The 15,850-nt window shown below is 56.7% G+C and carries 15 protein-coding genes; 14 read left to right on the top strand and 1 reads right to left on the bottom strand.

Features of this window, described 5'->3' with window-relative positions; all coding sequences use genetic code 11:
* Positions 1–186: 186 nt before the first annotated feature.
* From AVCG78_RS18570 to AVCG78_RS18605, 8 genes are all read left to right on the top strand, one after another.
* Positions 187–1,866, top strand: a complete 1,680-nt coding sequence (locus AVCG78_RS18570; RefSeq protein WP_071206854.1) for a peptide ABC transporter substrate-binding protein — start codon at positions 187–189, stop codon at positions 1,864–1,866.
* A gap of 175 nt (positions 1,867–2,041) precedes the next feature.
* Positions 2,042–2,992: an ABC transporter permease gene (locus tag AVCG78_RS18575; RefSeq protein ID WP_071206853.1), complete on the top strand. Its 951-nt coding sequence runs from the start codon at positions 2,042–2,044 to the stop codon at positions 2,990–2,992.
* A gap of 32 nt (positions 2,993–3,024) precedes the next feature.
* On the top strand, positions 3,025–3,915 hold the full coding sequence (locus AVCG78_RS18580; RefSeq protein WP_071206852.1) for an ABC transporter permease: 891 nt from the start codon (positions 3,025–3,027) through the stop codon (positions 3,913–3,915).
* 233 nt (positions 3,916–4,148) lie between these two features.
* Positions 4,149–5,276, top strand: coding sequence for an ROK family transcriptional regulator (locus AVCG78_RS18585; RefSeq protein ID WP_071206851.1), 1,128 nt, complete (start codon positions 4,149–4,151; stop codon positions 5,274–5,276).
* Between the two features lie 133 nt (positions 5,277–5,409).
* Positions 5,410–6,177, top strand: a complete 768-nt coding sequence (locus AVCG78_RS18590; RefSeq protein ID WP_071206850.1) for an ATP-binding cassette domain-containing protein — start codon at positions 5,410–5,412, stop codon at positions 6,175–6,177.
* A 36-nt stretch (positions 6,178–6,213) separates the two neighbouring features.
* The gene (locus AVCG78_RS18595; RefSeq protein WP_071206849.1) at positions 6,214–7,254 is read left to right on the top strand and encodes a sugar ABC transporter substrate-binding protein; all 1,041 of its coding nucleotides are present in this window, start codon (positions 6,214–6,216) and stop codon (positions 7,252–7,254) included.
* 61 nt (positions 7,255–7,315) lie between these two features.
* Positions 7,316–8,311 carry an ABC transporter permease gene (locus tag AVCG78_RS18600; RefSeq protein ID WP_071584569.1) on the top strand — a complete coding sequence of 332 codons (996 nt, stop codon included), beginning with the start codon at positions 7,316–7,318 and terminating at the stop codon, positions 8,309–8,311.
* A complete protein-coding gene (locus tag AVCG78_RS18605; protein WP_012653697.1) occupies positions 8,308–9,078 on the top strand; it encodes an SDR family NAD(P)-dependent oxidoreductase in 771 nt (256 codons plus the stop codon). Before AVCG78_RS18600 ends, AVCG78_RS18605 begins: the two co-directional genes overlap by 4 nt.
* Before the next feature lie 96 nt (positions 9,079–9,174).
* Here the strand turns inward: AVCG78_RS18605 and AVCG78_RS18610 are convergent, their stop codons facing one another.
* On the bottom strand, positions 9,175–9,528 hold the full coding sequence (locus AVCG78_RS18610; RefSeq protein ID WP_234617656.1) for a MarR family winged helix-turn-helix transcriptional regulator: 354 nt from the start codon (positions 9,526–9,528) through the stop codon (positions 9,175–9,177).
* 321 nt (positions 9,529–9,849) lie between these two features.
* Between AVCG78_RS18610 and AVCG78_RS18615 the strand changes: the two genes are divergently transcribed.
* The 6 genes from AVCG78_RS18615 (at position 9,850) to gstA (ending at position 15,845) form a co-directional block, all read left to right on the top strand.
* A complete protein-coding gene (locus tag AVCG78_RS18615; protein WP_071206847.1) occupies positions 9,850–10,395 on the top strand; it encodes a flavin reductase family protein in 546 nt (181 codons plus the stop codon).
* Positions 10,396–10,615: 220 nt separating this feature from the next.
* The gene (locus tag AVCG78_RS18620; protein ID WP_012653700.1) at positions 10,616–11,899 is read left to right on the top strand and encodes an acyl-CoA dehydrogenase family protein; all 1,284 of its coding nucleotides are present in this window, start codon (positions 10,616–10,618) and stop codon (positions 11,897–11,899) included.
* A gap of 72 nt (positions 11,900–11,971) precedes the next feature.
* Positions 11,972–13,294, top strand: a complete 1,323-nt coding sequence (locus tag AVCG78_RS18625) for an MFS transporter (RefSeq protein WP_071584483.1) — start codon at positions 11,972–11,974, stop codon at positions 13,292–13,294.
* 26 nt (positions 13,295–13,320) lie between these two features.
* Positions 13,321–14,700 carry a carbohydrate porin gene (locus tag AVCG78_RS18630; protein ID WP_071206844.1) on the top strand — a complete coding sequence of 460 codons (1,380 nt, stop codon included), beginning with the start codon at positions 13,321–13,323 and terminating at the stop codon, positions 14,698–14,700.
* A 62-nt stretch (positions 14,701–14,762) separates the two neighbouring features.
* Complete coding sequence (locus AVCG78_RS18635; protein ID WP_012653703.1) at positions 14,763–15,182, top strand: nuclear transport factor 2 family protein; 420 nt, start codon at positions 14,763–14,765, stop codon at positions 15,180–15,182.
* Between the two features lie 72 nt (positions 15,183–15,254).
* Positions 15,255–15,845, top strand: a complete 591-nt coding sequence (gene gstA / locus AVCG78_RS18640; RefSeq protein WP_071207252.1) for a glutathione transferase GstA — start codon at positions 15,255–15,257, stop codon at positions 15,843–15,845.
* Positions 15,846–15,850 lie beyond the last annotated feature (5 nt).

Genomic DNA, 15,850 nt, shown 5'->3' on the forward strand with positions numbered 1-15,850 from the left:
CGAAGGCTTCGAAGATGCTCACGCATCCTCGCCTTCATAGTTCGAATATCTCAAATGCATCAGAGGCTTGAGATATTCGAACATGCAATACGGCGCACCATTTTCAATGGTTTGCCATATTAAATCGCTCCGGCAGAGAGCGAGCAGGATGAAGGTCGATAACCACCAGAAAAAAGGGAACATGCAATGTCCGATAAGGAACGCAATTCGATACCGCATCCCACGCGTCGCCAGGCGCTTGGCCTCATGGCGCTTGGAGCGTCCGGCGTGCTTCTCTCGGGGCTGCCAATCTCGGAGCTTATAGGCATTCGCGCGGCCAGTGCCGCGACCAAATCGATCAAGGGACAGCTGACTGTCGGCTTTTCCCAGGAGCCGACGGTTTTCAATCCGCATATGCCTCATATCGAAGTGGATGAAGGCATTCATTTCAGCATATTCGATACGCTGTTCAGCGTTGATGCCGCCGGCAAATTCGTTCCGGGACTGGCCGTGGAAGTGCCGAGCGTCGAAAACGGCGGCATCTCAGCCGATGGCCTGAAGTGGAAGATCAAGCTGCGCGATGGCGTGACATGGCATGACGGCAAGCCGTTCACTGCTGAAGACGTCAAGGCAACGCTCGAACTGCTGGTCGATGCCAATTTCCGCAGTTGGCGTAAAACCGGCCATGAATTCGTCCGTGACCTGACTGTCGTATCGCCCACGGAAATCACCTGGCGGATGGACAAGCCCTTTGCGCCCTATCCTTCCATTCTGGCCTCGACCTTCATCACGCCGAAACATCTTCTGTCGGCCAGCGCCGATCCGAACAATGCGCCGTTCAACACCGCGCCGGTTGGCACCGGTCCGTTCAAATGGGCTGAGCGGGTCGCCGGAGACCATATCCTGCTGGCTGCCAACCCGGATTATTTTGGTGACGGCCCCTATGTCGAAAAGCTGATTTACAAATACGTTCCCGATCTGAATGTCATGTACACCCAGTTCAAGACGGGCGATATTGATGTGGTCGGGTTGCAGTGGATCACGCCCGATCACTACGAGGAAGCCAAGGGGCTGGACGGCAAGGTGGTCAATGTGGTGCCGGGTTCGACGGTTGAATCCTTCACCTTCAACATGGAGCGCCCACAGTTCAAGGAAGCGGCGGTGCGCGAGGCTCTGTATGCCGCCATCGACAAGCAGTCGATTATCGAAGCGCTCTATTACGGCCTGCCGACCCCCACCGAAAGCTATGTGCCGCAGCAATCCTTCTACTTCAATCCTGACCTGCCGAAGCATGAATATGACATCGCCAAGGCCAAGAAGCTGCTGGATGATGCCGGCTGGGTGGCTGGTAGCGACGGCATTCGCGCCAAGGGTGGGGTTAAACTGTCCTTCACCTGCTCAACGACGGCGGGCAACCATATCCGCGAACAGGTCCAGCAATTCCTGCAACAGTCCTTCAAGGATATCGGGGTGGAAATGACCATTTCCAACCTGCCGCCAGCGGTGATGTGGGGCGATTATTGGACGCTGTCGAAGTTCGACGCCGTCATCGTTGGCCTGGATTTCCTGACGGGGTCCGATCCCGACACTTCCAATTTCTTCCGGTCTACGGCGATCCCGGCCAAGGGCGGTTCCGGCCAGAACACCTGGCAGTTTTCCAACCAGCAAGTAGACGAGCTGCTCACCAAGGGCGGCGAGCTGTTCGTACCGGAGGAGCGCAAGGCCGTCTACCTGAAGATCCAGGAGATCATGCGCAAGGAACTGCCGCTCCTGCCAATGTTCCAGTATGCGACCGTGCGCGGCCACAAGCAGGGCGTCGAGAACGTGACGCCCAACGTGAATGTGCGTATCGACACCTGGAACGTCGCCACCTGGCGCTGGGCCTGACGACATAGTGTATCATTCTTTAAATCGGAATCGGTTTAAAGAGAAAATTATGCAACAAATATAAGGAGCTACAGCGATGCTTTGTGCGCATATATGGCGCACGGCGCTGTAGTGCGCCGGACGCCTCGGCGTCCGGCATGCCTGAGCCCGTTCACCCATGAAGCGGAGCCTGCCTATGCTCTCTTATCTTTTCAACCGGCTGATGCAGAGCCTTGTTCTGCTGCTGCTCGTTTCGATCATCGGATTTGCCATCCTCAATCTCGCGCCCGGCGGCCCGCTGTCGCAATATGCGCTGACGCCGGGCATGACGCGCGAGGCAATGGACCGGATCGCCCATCAGATGGGTCTCGACCGGCCCCTGCCCATCCAGTATCTCGATTGGGTTTGGCGCCTGCTGCAAGGCGACTGGGGGAAATCCTACCGCGATCAGCAGCCGGTGCTGTCGATCATATCAAGTCATTTCTTCGCCACCCTGCTTTTGATGGGAACATCGACCGTCATTGCCGTCATTCTCGGGGTGTGGATTGGTATCAAGGGCGCCACCCGTCGCTATTCCCTTTTCGACTATGCGGCAACTGTCGGCGCCATGGTGGCACTTTCCATTCCGACGTTCTGGTTTGGTCTCGTGGCAATCTATGTGTTCGCGTTGAAGCTGAAATGGTTGCCAGCCGGTAATATGTATACGATCGGCAATGGCTCCCTGTCCGATTATGCCATCCATCTGGTCATGCCGAGCCTTGTGCTGGCGCTGGTCGATATCGCCGTGTGGAGCCGCTATATGCGGTCTGCCACACTGGAGGTGATCAACCAGGATTTCGTGCGGACCGCCAAGGCCAAGGGCGTCTCCCCCCGCCGCGTGCTGATGAAACATGTCGTCGGCAATGCGTTGCTGCCGACGATCACGCTGGCCGGCATGCAGCTTCCCATCGTGCTGGGCGGGGCGCTCGTCACCGAGACGGTGTTTACCTGGCCGGGTATGGGACGGCTGTTTCTCGACAGCCTCGGCTATCATGACTATCCGGTCGTGATGGGCCTGCTGATGTTTACCGCCGTCTTCGCACTGATCGGCAGCCTTGTCGCCGATCTTCTGGTCGCATTCGTCGATCCCCGCATTCGGCTCGGTTGACGAAACCCTGTCGCGAACCGAAGGAGAAACCCATGTCCATTGCTATTCCGTCTCCGGTCCCGCCCGCGCGGCCTTCGCGCTGGTGGCGGAGCCGCGTCGCACGCCGGTTCTTCCGTCACAAACTCGCCCTTGTCGGCCTGGTGATGATCACGCTGTTGATCTTTGCCTGCGTAGTCGGTCCCTCTCTTTTGCCCTATGACGAGCTGTTTATCGATCTGCGCGCCCGCTTTGCGCCGCCGCTGACCGGCGCCCACATCTTCGGCACCGATCCGCTGGGGCGCGACATCGCCGCAAGGTTGTTCAATGCCGGGCGTATTTCGCTGTTGATTGGTTTCTTCGCCATGCTGATGTCCACGGCTATCGGTGCCGTCGTTGGCGTTGTCGCGGGATATCGCGGTGGATTGATTGGCACGGTGCTGATGCGCTTCGTCGATGCCTTTCTGTCCTTTCCGTCGATCTTTTTGCTGCTGGCACTTGCCGCCTTTATCAGGCCAAGCCCATTGATGATCACGGTCATCATCGCGGTGACATGCTGGATGGAAGTTGCCCGGATCGTTGAAGCGGAGGTGCGTTCGCTGCGCGAGCGCGATTTCGTTATGGCCGCCCGAATGCTGGGGCTGCGCAACAGCCATATCATGATCCACGAACTCCTGCCCAATGCGGTCGGTCCGATTATCGTTGCCGCCACGCTGACGGTGGCCCGCGCCATCCTGCTCGAGGCCTATGTCAGCTTCCTCGGCTATGGTATCCAGCCGCCCTTGCCGAGCTGGGGTAATATGCTCAACAGTGCGCAGCAATATCTGGGAAGCGCGCCTTGGCTCGCCATCGTGCCGGGTGTCGCCATCACGCTTGCCGTCACCAGCTTCAACTTCATTGGCGATGGTTTGCGTGATGCGCTCGACGCGCGCAGCGACAATCCATGAGCCAGCTTTCTCCTGTTGATGCTCCTGGAAGAACTCACCCGCACCCATTGAAATAGCCAGAGTTTGTCAGGGAAAAGTGGAATCCGGTTTTCCCGCAAAGACAAACTAAAACAAGAAAAGCGAGAGTCTGTCAGGTTCAATCCGAACCTGACAGACTCTAGATTCTTTTTTGAAAACCATTTGACTAAATAAAAAACCGGTGTCACTCTTCTGTCATCCAGGGGGCTTTCGACATGGCTTTGCGTGGCACCAATCAAGAATCAGGAAGGCCGTATAATCGGCGGATTGTTTTGGAATCGATCCGGCTGCATGGGCCGACAACACGCGGCGATATCGCCGAACGGGTGGGCCTGACGGTCCAGACTGTCTCCACCATTGTGCGCGAACTTGAGGATCAGGGGCTTCTCCTTTCTGTACGGGAAAAACCAAAGGGGCGCGGGATTCCGCCGTCGGCACTGACCATCAACCCGGAAGGCGGGCATGCTGTCGGCATTCACCTCACGCCGCTCGGCATTGAAGCAGCGCTCGTCAATCTTCGTGGCGAAGTGGTCGAAAGCCGCCAGCGCTCGGCGCCGAATGCCATGCCGGACGAGGCTTTTGCCTTGATTGGCGACATGGTCGCAGACCTGAAGGCAAGCCCGCGCCGGGGGCGGTTGCTGGGTGCCGGTCTGGCCCTGCCTGGCCCGTTCGATGTGGACTCCATGAGCTTCGTTGGGCCGACCACCATGGCGGGCTGGAAGAATGTCGATATCCGTCAGCGGCTTGCCGATGCGACGGGTCTGCCAGCCTTCATGGAAAACGACATGGCAGCGGCGGCTTTGGGCGAGCAGTTGTATGGTCTCGGACAACAGTTTTCGGATTATTTCTATCTGTTTTTCAGCGTTGGTCTCGGGGGTGCCATGATGCATGACGGCGTCGTGATGCGGGGAGCCTGGGGCAATGCCGGTGAAATCGGCCATATCGCCGCCGTTCCCGATGGTGAGGTGTGTCATTGCGGAAACTGCGGCTGCCTGGAGCGCTATCTGTCGCTTGATGCATTCAAGAGAAGTGGTTTGTCTGAGGAGGATTGGGTCGATGCGATAGCACCGATTTTCCGCAGCGCGATCCGCACGATCGAAAACCTGTTCGACCCGGAAACCATCGTGCTGGGCGGTCTTGCGCCGCAATCCCTGATCGAGCGGCTGGTGACGCTTAGTGAGGGTCTCACCAACTCGATTTCCGCCCGCACTAACCGCACCGTTCCACGGGTTGTGGTTGCCAGCGACTGTCAGCGCTCGGCGCTGCGGGGGGCTGCGGCCCTCGCGGTCTTCGGTGTTCTGTCGCCGCGCTTTGGTCAGATGTTTGATACGAAAGATCATTGAAAAATGATCTTGGTATTCCGCTTTCGAATATCTCAAGCCTCTGATGCATTTGAGATATTCGAAATTCCTCAAGTCGAGGATGCGTGAGCATCTTCGAGACTTGGTATGAAGCGCCAGAGAAAGGGATTGCCGTATGACCGAAAACCTCCTCGTCCTCGACGATATCCGCATGAATTTCGGCGCAATCGAAGCCCTGAAGGGCATCAGTTTCTCAATCGGCAAGGGCGAAGTCGTGGCCCTGCTCGGGGATAATGGTGCGGGAAAATCGACGCTGGTGAAAATCATTTCGGGCGGCTTGCAGCCGACCTCGGGACGCATGCTGTTCGAAGGCGAGCCTTTTCAGGCAAAAAGGCCTGCCGAGGCCAAGGCCGCTGGTATCGAAACTGTCTATCAGGACCTGTCGCTCTGCACCAATGTCGATGTGGTCGGTAATTTCTTCATGGGCCGCGAGCTGACCCGCAAGGTGGCAGGCATTCCCTTTCTGGATGAACGCGCCATGGAAGACATTACAGCCAAGGCGCTGGCCAGCGCGGGAACCCGTATTCCCTCCATGCGCACCAAGGTCGAGCACCTGTCCGGCGGCCAGCGCCAGGCCATCGAGCTCAACCGCTTCGTGCATTGGGGTGGCAAGCTGGTCTTGCTCGATGAACCGTTTGCAGCCCTTGGCGTCGAACAGACCCGGCGCGGACTGGAGATGATCCGTCATGTCGCCAGCCAGGGCATCGGCGTCGTCATCATCACCCATATCATGCAGCAGGCCTTTCAGGTCGCAGATCGCATTGTCGTCATCCGCCACGGTGTTGTTGCCGGTGATGTAGAGCGAAGCCAGACAAGCCCGGATGCAGTGATCGAAATGATCACAGGGCAAACCCTCGCCGGAGCCGGACCGGTGAGCCAATAAAAATGAAAAGGGGTCCGGTGAACTGGAGAGAAACCAATGAAACGACTATTAACAGTCTTGCTGGGCATTCTGATGCTCAACCTCGCGGCATGGACATCGGCTGCCGCCCAAACAAAAGGGATGGTTTATTACCTCGTTCCGACCTTGCTGGATGAATTCCAGACCGGCTCGGTGAACGCGCTGAGCATGTTCCTGGGTCAGGTCGGCTATGATATGAAAACACTCAATGCCGACAACAAGACAGACGCCCAGCAATCGCAGATGAATGACGTGATTGCGCTGAAGCCCGCGGCCATCATCCTGGCCGCAGTAGACTTCAACGCGCTCAAGCCGTCGATTGAGGCCGCACGCGCCGCAGGCATTCCCGTCGTCGAATTCGACCGGCAGATCACATCGACACCCTCGGATTTCACCTCGGTTGCGGGCACGGTCGAGATTGGCCATATCGCCGGTGACCACGCGATCAGCTTGCTCAAGGGCAAAAATGGGGATGTAAAAGGGAAGATCCTTCAGGTTCTCGGCGATCCCGGCGATCCCTACACGCTCGATATCCAGAAGGGTTTCGAGGAGAAAATCAAGGCCTTCCCCGGCGTCAAAATCATATCGGTACCCGCCGTGCAATGGGAAGCCAGTGCCGCCGGAACAATCGTTTCCGACCAGATGCTTGCCAATCCTGACATCGATCTGATCTTCCTGCATGCTGCCCATCTTTCGGTCGCTGCCGTTGCCTCGCTTGAGGCTGCCGGCAAGAAGCCGGGCGACGTGATGTTGATGAGTTCCAACGGTGCGCCCGTTGGCCTCGACCTGATCCGTAAGGGCTGGCTGAATGTCGAAGTCGAGCAACCGCTCTATGCACAGGCAGCAGCCATTGCGATGTTCATGGACAAGGTCGTCGGCAAAAAGCCGATCAAGGCTGGAGACTATGATGTGCTCGGTCTCAAGAGCGTTGTGACCATGGAAACCTGGGGACCGAACATCAAGATCCCTGGCTCTGCCATCACCAAGGAGAATGTCGATAACCCATCCTTCTGGGGCAATCTGAAGCCGCCGACAGCTGCGATCAAATCCGTCGAGTGAACGGCCTTCATTCCGGGGCCTGATGGCCCCGGATTCCCCTTCTCCAATCCGGATGCGCCGCATGACGCCTCATACACGCAAAACCCTTGAATTCGTCCTCGACAATCTCGTCTGGTTCATGCTCATCCTGGTGCTGGCCATGTTCTCAGTGCTGATCCCGAACTATTTCCAGATCGGTATCTTCACCAATATCATCGAAGCATCGAGCGTATTGGGAGTGATGTCGATTGGTCTCGCCCTGGTGATCATCACCGGCCATATGGATCTGTCCGTCGAGTCTGTCGCAGCTCTGTCGGCCATGGCGGTCGGCATTCTGTTCTGCTCGGCAGGCATCGGCCTTGGTATCAAGCTTTCGCCCGAATGGCTGATGATTCCGGTCTCGCTGTTGGTGGCCTGCGCCATCGGTGGACTGATCGGGCTTATCAACGGCGTTCTCGTCGTCAAACTGAAGATGAGCGCTTTCATCATCACGCTCGCCTCCTTTATCTGGGTGCGCGGTATCGTGTTGGCCGTGTCCGGCGGACGCTCGGCCCAGGATCTGGCCCCTGCCATCCGCTGGTTTGCCATCGAACGCTTTATCGGCATTCCGCTGACAGCCTGGATCGCTATTGCCTGCTTCCTGATCTTCTCGGTGATGATGGCAAAGACGCCGTTCGGTCGTCATCTGGTGATGATCGGCGGCAATGAGACGGCAACCTTTCGGGCTGGCATCCGCGTCACCCGCAATCTGATTATCGCCTTCGTCATGGCCGGTGCCATTGCCGGTCTTGCTGGCTGGCTGCTGGCCGTTCGCACATCGGGTGCGACCGCCAATCTCGGTGTTGGCCTGCTGTTCAATGCTTTTGCAGCGGTGGTGATTGGCGGTGTCAGCCTCAAGGGCGGCGTCGGCGCTCTGCCGGGCGTCTATGCCGGGGTGCTGCTGCTCTCTTCCATCAATACAGCCATCAACCTGATGGGGCTGCCAGCGAATTATACCCAGGTCATTCATGGTTTCCTGGTGCTCGCAGCCGTTCTTCTCGATACGTTCAAACAAAGGCTCCGCCAGAGGCTCGCATGACAGACAGATTGAAAGACAAGGTCGCACTGGTGATCGGTGCATCTCGCGGCATCGGCAAAGCGATTGCCGTGCGGTTCAAAGAGGAGGGCGCGAAACTCGTGCTCGCCGATTTCAATGCGGAGGAAGGCAAGGCCGCAGCCGACGAACTCGGCATCGATTTTATCCGCACCGATATCGCTAGCATGCAGGATGCGGTTGCTGCCGTTGAGTTCACTGTTGAACGCCATGGTCGGATCGATATCATCGTACAGAATGCTGGCATCTATCCCTGGCAATTGATCGAGCATACCAGTCCGGATGATTGGGATCAGGTGATGGCGGTCAATCTGCGGGGCTGTTTCAATGCCGCGCGGGCGGCACTTGCGCCGATGAAGACGCAAGGATCGGGGCGCATTCTCTTTACGTCATCGATCACCGGTCCACATGTCACCAGTCCGGGCCATGGCCATTATGCGGCAAGCAAGGCTGGTATCAACGGGTTCATTCGCTCAGCCGCACTGGAATTTTCGTCCTATGGCATCAATGTCAATGGGGTCGAGCCGGGCAACATCATGACGGAGGCCATACAGTTGCATCGAAGCGCCGCCTTCATCAAGAATATGGAGGACGCGATCCCGCTCGCGCGTCTTGGGTCCCCTCGGGATGTGGCCAATGCCTTCCTGTTCCTCGCCTCTGATGATGCGAGCTACGTGACCGGCACAACCATCGTTGTCGATGGGGGACAACTTCTGCCTGAGGGTGCCGACTTCAGGATCTTGCCATCCTGATCGTATTTCCGGCTGCGCTGATGCCTACTATTCAAGGCGTGAGGATGCGTTGATAGCTCCGAGCTTTGCTTTTCGCCCATTCTGACAGGATGGGCGTCACAGAACCTGGATCAATTTGGCAAGAAGCCGGTCCAAGCGGGTGCGTTCAGGCGCGGAAAGGCTGCGAATGCCGTCCAGAAAATGCGAGGACCTGGCCACCTGAACCCGCGTCTCTCGCAACAGCTTTTCACCGCTTTCGGTCATTTGTACATAGACCGTGCGTTTATCTGACAGAGACGGGACGCGCTCGACGAACCCTTTGTCTTCCAATCTGGTGATACGGCCTGTTATAGCCCCAGTCGTGACCATGCAAAGCTCGGCAAGATCGCTTGGCCGCAAACGGTAGGGTGGGGATTGATGCCGAAGATGGGTGAGAACATCGACTTCGCCGATGCCGATATCGAATGCCACCAGCACCTCCTCCAGGGAGGCCTGGTCCAGGAGGTAAAGATGCCGAAGCCTCATGGCAATCGCGATGGGACTGCTGTCTTCCCCCGGGAAATCCTCTTCCCACTGACTAATAAGGTCCGAAAATAATCCTTCGGCTTGTGGCATTGCGCTTCACTTTTATCTCATGGCTAAAACACGTCATTTTGTGACGTCCTAAACTTCTTAATGTTTTCGGGCGCTTCACGCAATGCGCCATAAGAACGCGACCCCTCCAAACATTTTCAATTGACGAAAGTTATCTTAGTGCTAAGATACTTCTAAGGAATATGGAGGAGATATTCGATGGTTTCGAGTTCGGCGAAGCTGCATGATCCGGAGGAGGGATCAGCAGCAAATTTTCCTGATATTGATAATTTGAAGATCGCGTTTGGCCAGCTTCCATCTGGCGTTGTCATCGTGACGAGCCAGGGTTGTGGCGGTGAGATGGTTGGTGCAACTGTGAGCAGTTTCACCTCTTTGTCATTCACACCCCCTCTCGTCATGCTTGGTTTGGCGCAAAGTTCCACAACGCTTTCTGCCATCCTCGACCATGGGCATTTCGCGGTCCATGTCGTTGCTGAGCCGCAGCAGGATATTGCTATGCGCTTTGCGTCCAGCCGTGCAGACAAGTTCAGCGATATCGATTTTAAATTGTCGCCATGTGGCGTGCCAATTCTGAGTGAATTCGACACGTGTTTTCACTGTGCCCTTGAGCGGGCCCAGTCGGCAGGGGACCATCAATTGCTGATCGGCCGTATTGTCGATGTATCGACAGTTGAGCGGGACACAACACCCGTCGCATGGTTTAATCGGCGTTTTCACATCTGCGAACCGCGGCCAGCCGCCTAGATTTGTCGCCTAGATTTGCATTGGGAAAAGTGCAGCTCAGTTTTCCTGAAAAGACAAACGAAAACAACAGACTTTAGTGCATCGATCCGAACCCGGCTGTCGCCGCGCTTGGAGACATTCGCTCAAAAACATCCGGTCCACGATGGTATGGATGGCGTGCTTGCGCCAGTGCCATGGTCGTGCGCACTCGAAAATTCCTGTTTTAAAGTGAGGAAATCCCATGGAAATGAACGCGAAGCAGTTTGACTATGTACTGCCCAATCCACCCATCTCTCCTTATAGCACTGAGGTTGGCCGTGAGATCCGTGCCAAAGCTGCGGCATTGGTGCCGCTCTTGCGCAAACACGCCCAGGAAGGCGAGGAGTTGGGGGCCCTGGCGCCTGAAAGCTTGAAAGCCCTCAGCGATATTGGTGCGTTCAAACTTACATTGCCAACGGATTTTGGCGGGCATGCGCTTGGAGCGCGCGATGTGGTTGAGATCGTCACCGAATTTGGCCGAGGCGATGGCGCGGCGGGCTGGATGGCATTTGTCGCCGGTGGCCTTCGCAATATCCTGGCGTTTCCCGATCAGGCTGTGAATGAAATCTTTGCGGATGGGCGTGACTGGGTTGGCCCACTGGCCGCCGGAGCGTCGATTTTTGCCACCAAGGTTGGCTCGGCGCGGCGGGTCGAGGGCGGCTGGATGGTCAGTGGCTCCTGGCATTTCGGCAGCGGTTGCAAACATGCCAAATGGATTGCGGTGGGCGTCGATTATGAGGTTGCGCCGGGTCACATGGGCCGCGCCATGGCGGTTTTGAAGGCCGAGCAGGTTAAAATCATCGACAACTGGCATGTCATGGGCATGAAGGCCACTTCTTCCAATAGCCTGACGGTGACCGAAGAGCAGTTTGTTCCCGATCACCGTTTTATGGACATGGCCGATTTCCCGGTTCGCATGGATGGGACACGCAAGCGTTTCCAGGGCTTTGCCAGCAAGTTCGATGGCCGTGGTCTGATGATCATGACCAATCTCACCCATATGGCGATCGTGCTGGGGATGGCTCGTGGCGCGCTGGAATCCTACATCGACATGGCCAGAAAGCAGCAGCCCTTCAATCTGCCTTATCCCCGGGTAGCCGAAATGGCATCGACGCAGGTCTGTGCTGCAAAAGCCTATGCGATGATCAAGATGGCGGAAACCACCGCCCTTTGCGCCGCCGATCTTCTGGATCGCCACGCAACGGAAGGGCGCGAGGTTTCGGAAGAGTTGGAACAGGCGACGATGATGGAAAATGTCTACGCCGCGCACACCTTGGACAATGCCGTCAGCATCCTGCAGCTCAATATCGGCTCCGCAACCGCGCATGAGAGCAATCCGTTCCAACGGTTCGTGCGCGATATCCGGGTGGCAATGCTGCACGGGGCTGTCAGGCTGGAGCCAACAGCCGAGATTTTCGGGCGCCGGATGATGGGGCTTGCGCCATTTTCGATGTTTGCAGGTGGATTGCCTGATCGCGCCGCTTAGCCCGCGACGGATTTGAGCTGTAGGCGGGCTGTGGAGGCGGCCCGTCGACGGTTAACAAGAGGAGGATTTTTTATGCAGTCGAATAAGACGCATGCCCCTGCCAATTTTCGGGCAAATAAAGGTTTCGAATACAGTTTTCAGGCTGCCAAGGTGTTGGGCGCGCTATGGGCAATCGTGCTGCTGGTCGTGGCGGTGCCAAGTATCGGTACCGCCGTTGTCAACGCCCGAATGATCACCGATCTCAATATGGATCGAGCGGTCTTCGGTATGGGCTTTGGCCTTTTCGTGATGATGATGGGCTTTCAGGCCCCTGTCGTCGCGGTGTTGATCCGCAAATTCGGTTATCGGTCAACAGTTGCTTTCGGATGCCTTGTGCTGTTCCTGGGATCGGTTGCCATGGCGACTGTCGTGCACAATGGCTGGCAATATGCCGTGGCATTTGGTTTGTTGGCCGGTTCCGGCGTCTGCATTGCCGGCATGCTGCCAGCCCAGACAATCGTAACGAGATGGTTTCACGCACGCCGGGCCTTGGCTGTCTCCATCGTATTTTCAGCAGTCGAAATTGGCGGTTTCTTTTCTCCACCTGCGCTTGAAAGACTGATGGCGATATCAGGCGATTGGCGCACAGCTTGGTGGCTTATTGCCGGATCGGCGCTCATCGCGATGATAACGGCCTATGTAGCGCTCGATGAGCGGCGGGTCGAAAATTACATTTCCCGAAATCCTGCTCCTTCCTTCGCACGCGAAAACAGCAAGGTATTCAAAAGCACGACCCACTGGACCCTTCGGGAAGCACTGGGAACCAAGGCTTACTGGCTTATTCTGATTTACATGAGCATTGCCGGGGTCGCCTGGATTTTCCTGATGGCTCATGGCGTGGTGCATCTGCGTGATATCGGCTATTCGCCTGCTGAAGCCGCTAACGCCGTCGCGGTCATTATCGTCGCCTCGTTCATTGGCAATATGACCGCTGGTTTCCTGGGTGATCGTATTTCACCATCGCTCATCTCAGCCGCCAGCATGGCATTGATTGTTTTCGGCTTTTGCATGGTCATCAAGCCCGTTGGCTTTACCGGCATCCTGCTCTACGCGCTTCCTGCCGGCATTGGCTACGGTGCCTCGCAGGTCTGCCTGATGGCTCTTCTGGGCAATTATTTTGGCAAGGCATCGTTTTCCGCCATTCTGGGTTCGATGATGCCGGTATCGACGCTCTGCGCGGCGATTGGCGCGGGGTCGGCAGGGGCGGTTTTCGATCAAACCGGCACATATGAATGGGTGTTTATCACGATCATCACCCTGTGCGTGGTCGCGTTCTTTGCCATTCTTGCAGCATCACCACCGCAAAACCGGGGCAACAAAGAGGAGGTCTCCGGCAGTCCAATCGCAGCGGAATAACAAATGATAAAAATGGGAGGGTGACAATGCGAACTTTAAATCTGCTGGCAGTGCCTTTGCTGCTTGCATCCTTGCTGCCGGCCGCAGCAGCCGATACGGCGCTGCCGTCAAGCGACACACCACCTGGCGAGGGAGGCATGCCCGGTCCGGTCTATTCCGGCCCCTTGGCCAGCGTGGGGAGAACGCTGCATGACAACGGTATCGACCTTCAACTCGACTTTGTCGATTTCTATCAGAATGCGCCGTCTTTTGGGGCTGCGGGTGGCTCATCAGCCAATTATGGCATGTTCATTTTAGGTGTTACCGGTAATCTGACACCGGATCTTCGGATCAATTTGGTTGAGACAATCAACGCCCCGACTCAAAATGTCGACAATTATCTGTTTGATCTTTCGAATGCCTTTTTCCCCGTCCCGATCGTGAATTCGGACACCGATCTGACCCGTTTCACCATTGAAGGCGACCTTTTCAACGATCGGTTGACTGTTGAAGCGGGACGGATGGGCCTTAATCGCGACTTCATGAAAAAAGGCTTCTGCGGCGGCATTGGCTGCGTGCCCTCAACGCCGGCAATCACCCTCAATATGCCAGGCGAAGCACTGTCTGTCTGGGGTGGGAGACTGGCCTATCGGCTCGATCAGACCACGACGCTGGGATTTGGAGCCATCGAGGACAATTCTGACAATTGGCAGAATGGCGATGGATGGGATTGGGGAACCGGCGATGCCAAAGGCTATATCGCCATTGCCAATATCAGCCATGACGAAACCTTCATGCAGAATGCCAATCCTTTGAAATACGAGGTCGGCGCTTACCACCGTTCCACCTCGTATGAAGACGCACTTTACAATAGCGGTTGGGGCAACCCGACCTTTGGAGCCAATACCAGGATTGTCAATCACGACGGCGGAACGAGCGGCGTTTACGGGCAGGTTCGCAAGGTCGTGTGGAGTGAGGCGTCCGGTAGCCCGATTCCCGAAAACCTCGCCGTCTATGGCGGCCTGTTCCATACGTTCGGCGATGGCCAGGCTTATCCCTGGGAGGCTTATGCCGGTGTCGAGTATTCAGGCTTCTGGAAGGAAAACCCGCTCGCAACAGTCGGTGCCTCCGTTCACTACATCCGCTTGAGTGAAGAGCGCGCGCAGTATGAACAGAATGCCCGGCGGTTCTTTTCGGGCGTCAACGAGAAACAGCCGCAGGACACGTTCATGGTCGACGTGCATGCAAGTACAGGCTTCTTTGGCAACGGGATTCTCGATTTCGGCGCTGCCTATATCATCAATCCAAACAATTCCATTCTGGCTGATTACTCAACCGGAAGAGAAAAGAACGGTGTCGTCATTTACGCGGCATTGGCTTTCGACCTGGGCGGCAGCCTCGGTCTTTCCCCCCGCAAGGGGCCTTGAGCTTGGTTCGATCTGAACCGGCGGCACTTTCACAATCACTTTATCGACAGGAGATCGACGTCATGCACGACACGAAGACCCATGACCATGCGAAACTTGAACGCCACAAACATCTGGTCCGGGAATTTTACCGCCGGGTGTTCGATGGCCAGAACCCGGCAGCCGTCAAGGATTTCGTCACAGAGGATTATAAGCAGCACAGCCGCCATATTCCGACCGGCCGCGAAGGCTTGGAACGGTTTGTGCAATCGGTATTTCCAAACGGACCAGTCCCCGAGCCGGCCGAGATGCGCATCCCTCCCGCCTTCATGGTGGCGGAAGGCGACATGGTCGTGGTCGCCGCCTATCTGCCGCAGCCAGACCCCGACAAGCCGGGCGAAACCTACGATTATTTCGTTTTCGATGCCTATCGGCTTCGAGACGAGCGTCTGGCGGAGCATTGGAGCGGCGTGAACAAGATCGCGCCCCCAAAACAGCCCTGACGGCACAGCGGTATGCTGTCATCGCAGGCAGCATACCGGCAACCATCGACCACCATTCATCAGGATTACAGCATGCAACTCTACCATACGCCCGGCACCTGCTCCACGGCATCCCGCATCGTTCTGCAGGAAACCGGTATCGCCGCCTCTTCCATTCCAGTCAATCTGAGGGAAAAAACGCTTCCGGATGGAACGAGCTATCTTCAGGTGAACCCAAAGGGCCAGGTTCCCGCCCTTGTGCTCGACGATGGCGACGTGCTGACGGAAGGCGCGATCATCCTGCAATATCTGGCTGATCAGGCCCCGGAAAGCGGCCTTTTGCCACCGCCCGGCGATCTTGCCCGCTACCGCGTGCTGGAATGGACCAATTACGTGGCAACCGAATTGCACAAGACCTTCCCCCCCCTAATGCGGCCCAATACGCCACCGGACTTTGCCGAAATCACCAAAACGGCGTTGTTGCCGCGCGTTTTCGGCACTCTCGATCGCCGTCTGGGGCTAAGTGATTATCTTGCCGGGGCAACATTTTCGATCGCGGATGCCTATGCGTTCGTCATTCTCGGATGGGCAAAGCTACAGGCCATCGATCTGGCGGCCTGGCCGAATATCCAGGCCTATCTCAAGCGGATAGAGAGCCGTCCATCCGTCCAATCGCTACAGTAAGTGGA

The organism is Gillisella vitis (assembly GCF_021559775.1).
In the GTDB taxonomy this organism is placed as follows: domain Bacteria; phylum Pseudomonadota; class Alphaproteobacteria; order Rhizobiales; family Rhizobiaceae; genus Allorhizobium; species Allorhizobium ampelinum.

Excerpts from the sequence above, each read along its gene's own strand:
- AVCG78_RS18570 (WP_071206854.1), top strand. The coding sequence starts at position 187 with ATGTCCGATAAGGAACGCAATTCGATACCGCATCCCACGCGTCGCCAG.
- AVCG78_RS18575 (WP_071206853.1), top strand. The coding sequence starts at position 2,042 with ATGCTCTCTTATCTTTTCAACCGGCTGATGCAGAGCCTTGTTCTGCTG.
- AVCG78_RS18580 (WP_071206852.1), top strand. The coding sequence starts at position 3,025 with ATGTCCATTGCTATTCCGTCTCCGGTCCCGCCCGCGCGGCCTTCGCGC.
- AVCG78_RS18585 (WP_071206851.1), top strand. The coding sequence starts at position 4,149 with ATGGCTTTGCGTGGCACCAATCAAGAATCAGGAAGGCCGTATAATCGG.
- AVCG78_RS18590 (WP_071206850.1), top strand. The coding sequence starts at position 5,410 with ATGACCGAAAACCTCCTCGTCCTCGACGATATCCGCATGAATTTCGGC.
- AVCG78_RS18595 (WP_071206849.1), top strand. The coding sequence starts at position 6,214 with ATGAAACGACTATTAACAGTCTTGCTGGGCATTCTGATGCTCAACCTC.
- AVCG78_RS18600 (WP_071584569.1), top strand. The coding sequence starts at position 7,316 with ATGACGCCTCATACACGCAAAACCCTTGAATTCGTCCTCGACAATCTC.
- AVCG78_RS18605 (WP_012653697.1), top strand. The coding sequence starts at position 8,308 with ATGACAGACAGATTGAAAGACAAGGTCGCACTGGTGATCGGTGCATCT.
- AVCG78_RS18615 (WP_071206847.1), top strand. The coding sequence starts at position 9,850 with ATGGTTTCGAGTTCGGCGAAGCTGCATGATCCGGAGGAGGGATCAGCA.
- AVCG78_RS18620 (WP_012653700.1), top strand. The coding sequence starts at position 10,616 with ATGGAAATGAACGCGAAGCAGTTTGACTATGTACTGCCCAATCCACCC.
- AVCG78_RS18625 (WP_071584483.1), top strand. The coding sequence starts at position 11,972 with ATGCAGTCGAATAAGACGCATGCCCCTGCCAATTTTCGGGCAAATAAA.
- AVCG78_RS18630 (WP_071206844.1), top strand. The coding sequence starts at position 13,321 with ATGCGAACTTTAAATCTGCTGGCAGTGCCTTTGCTGCTTGCATCCTTG.
- AVCG78_RS18635 (WP_012653703.1), top strand. The coding sequence starts at position 14,763 with ATGCACGACACGAAGACCCATGACCATGCGAAACTTGAACGCCACAAA.
- gstA (WP_071207252.1), top strand. The coding sequence starts at position 15,255 with ATGCAACTCTACCATACGCCCGGCACCTGCTCCACGGCATCCCGCATC.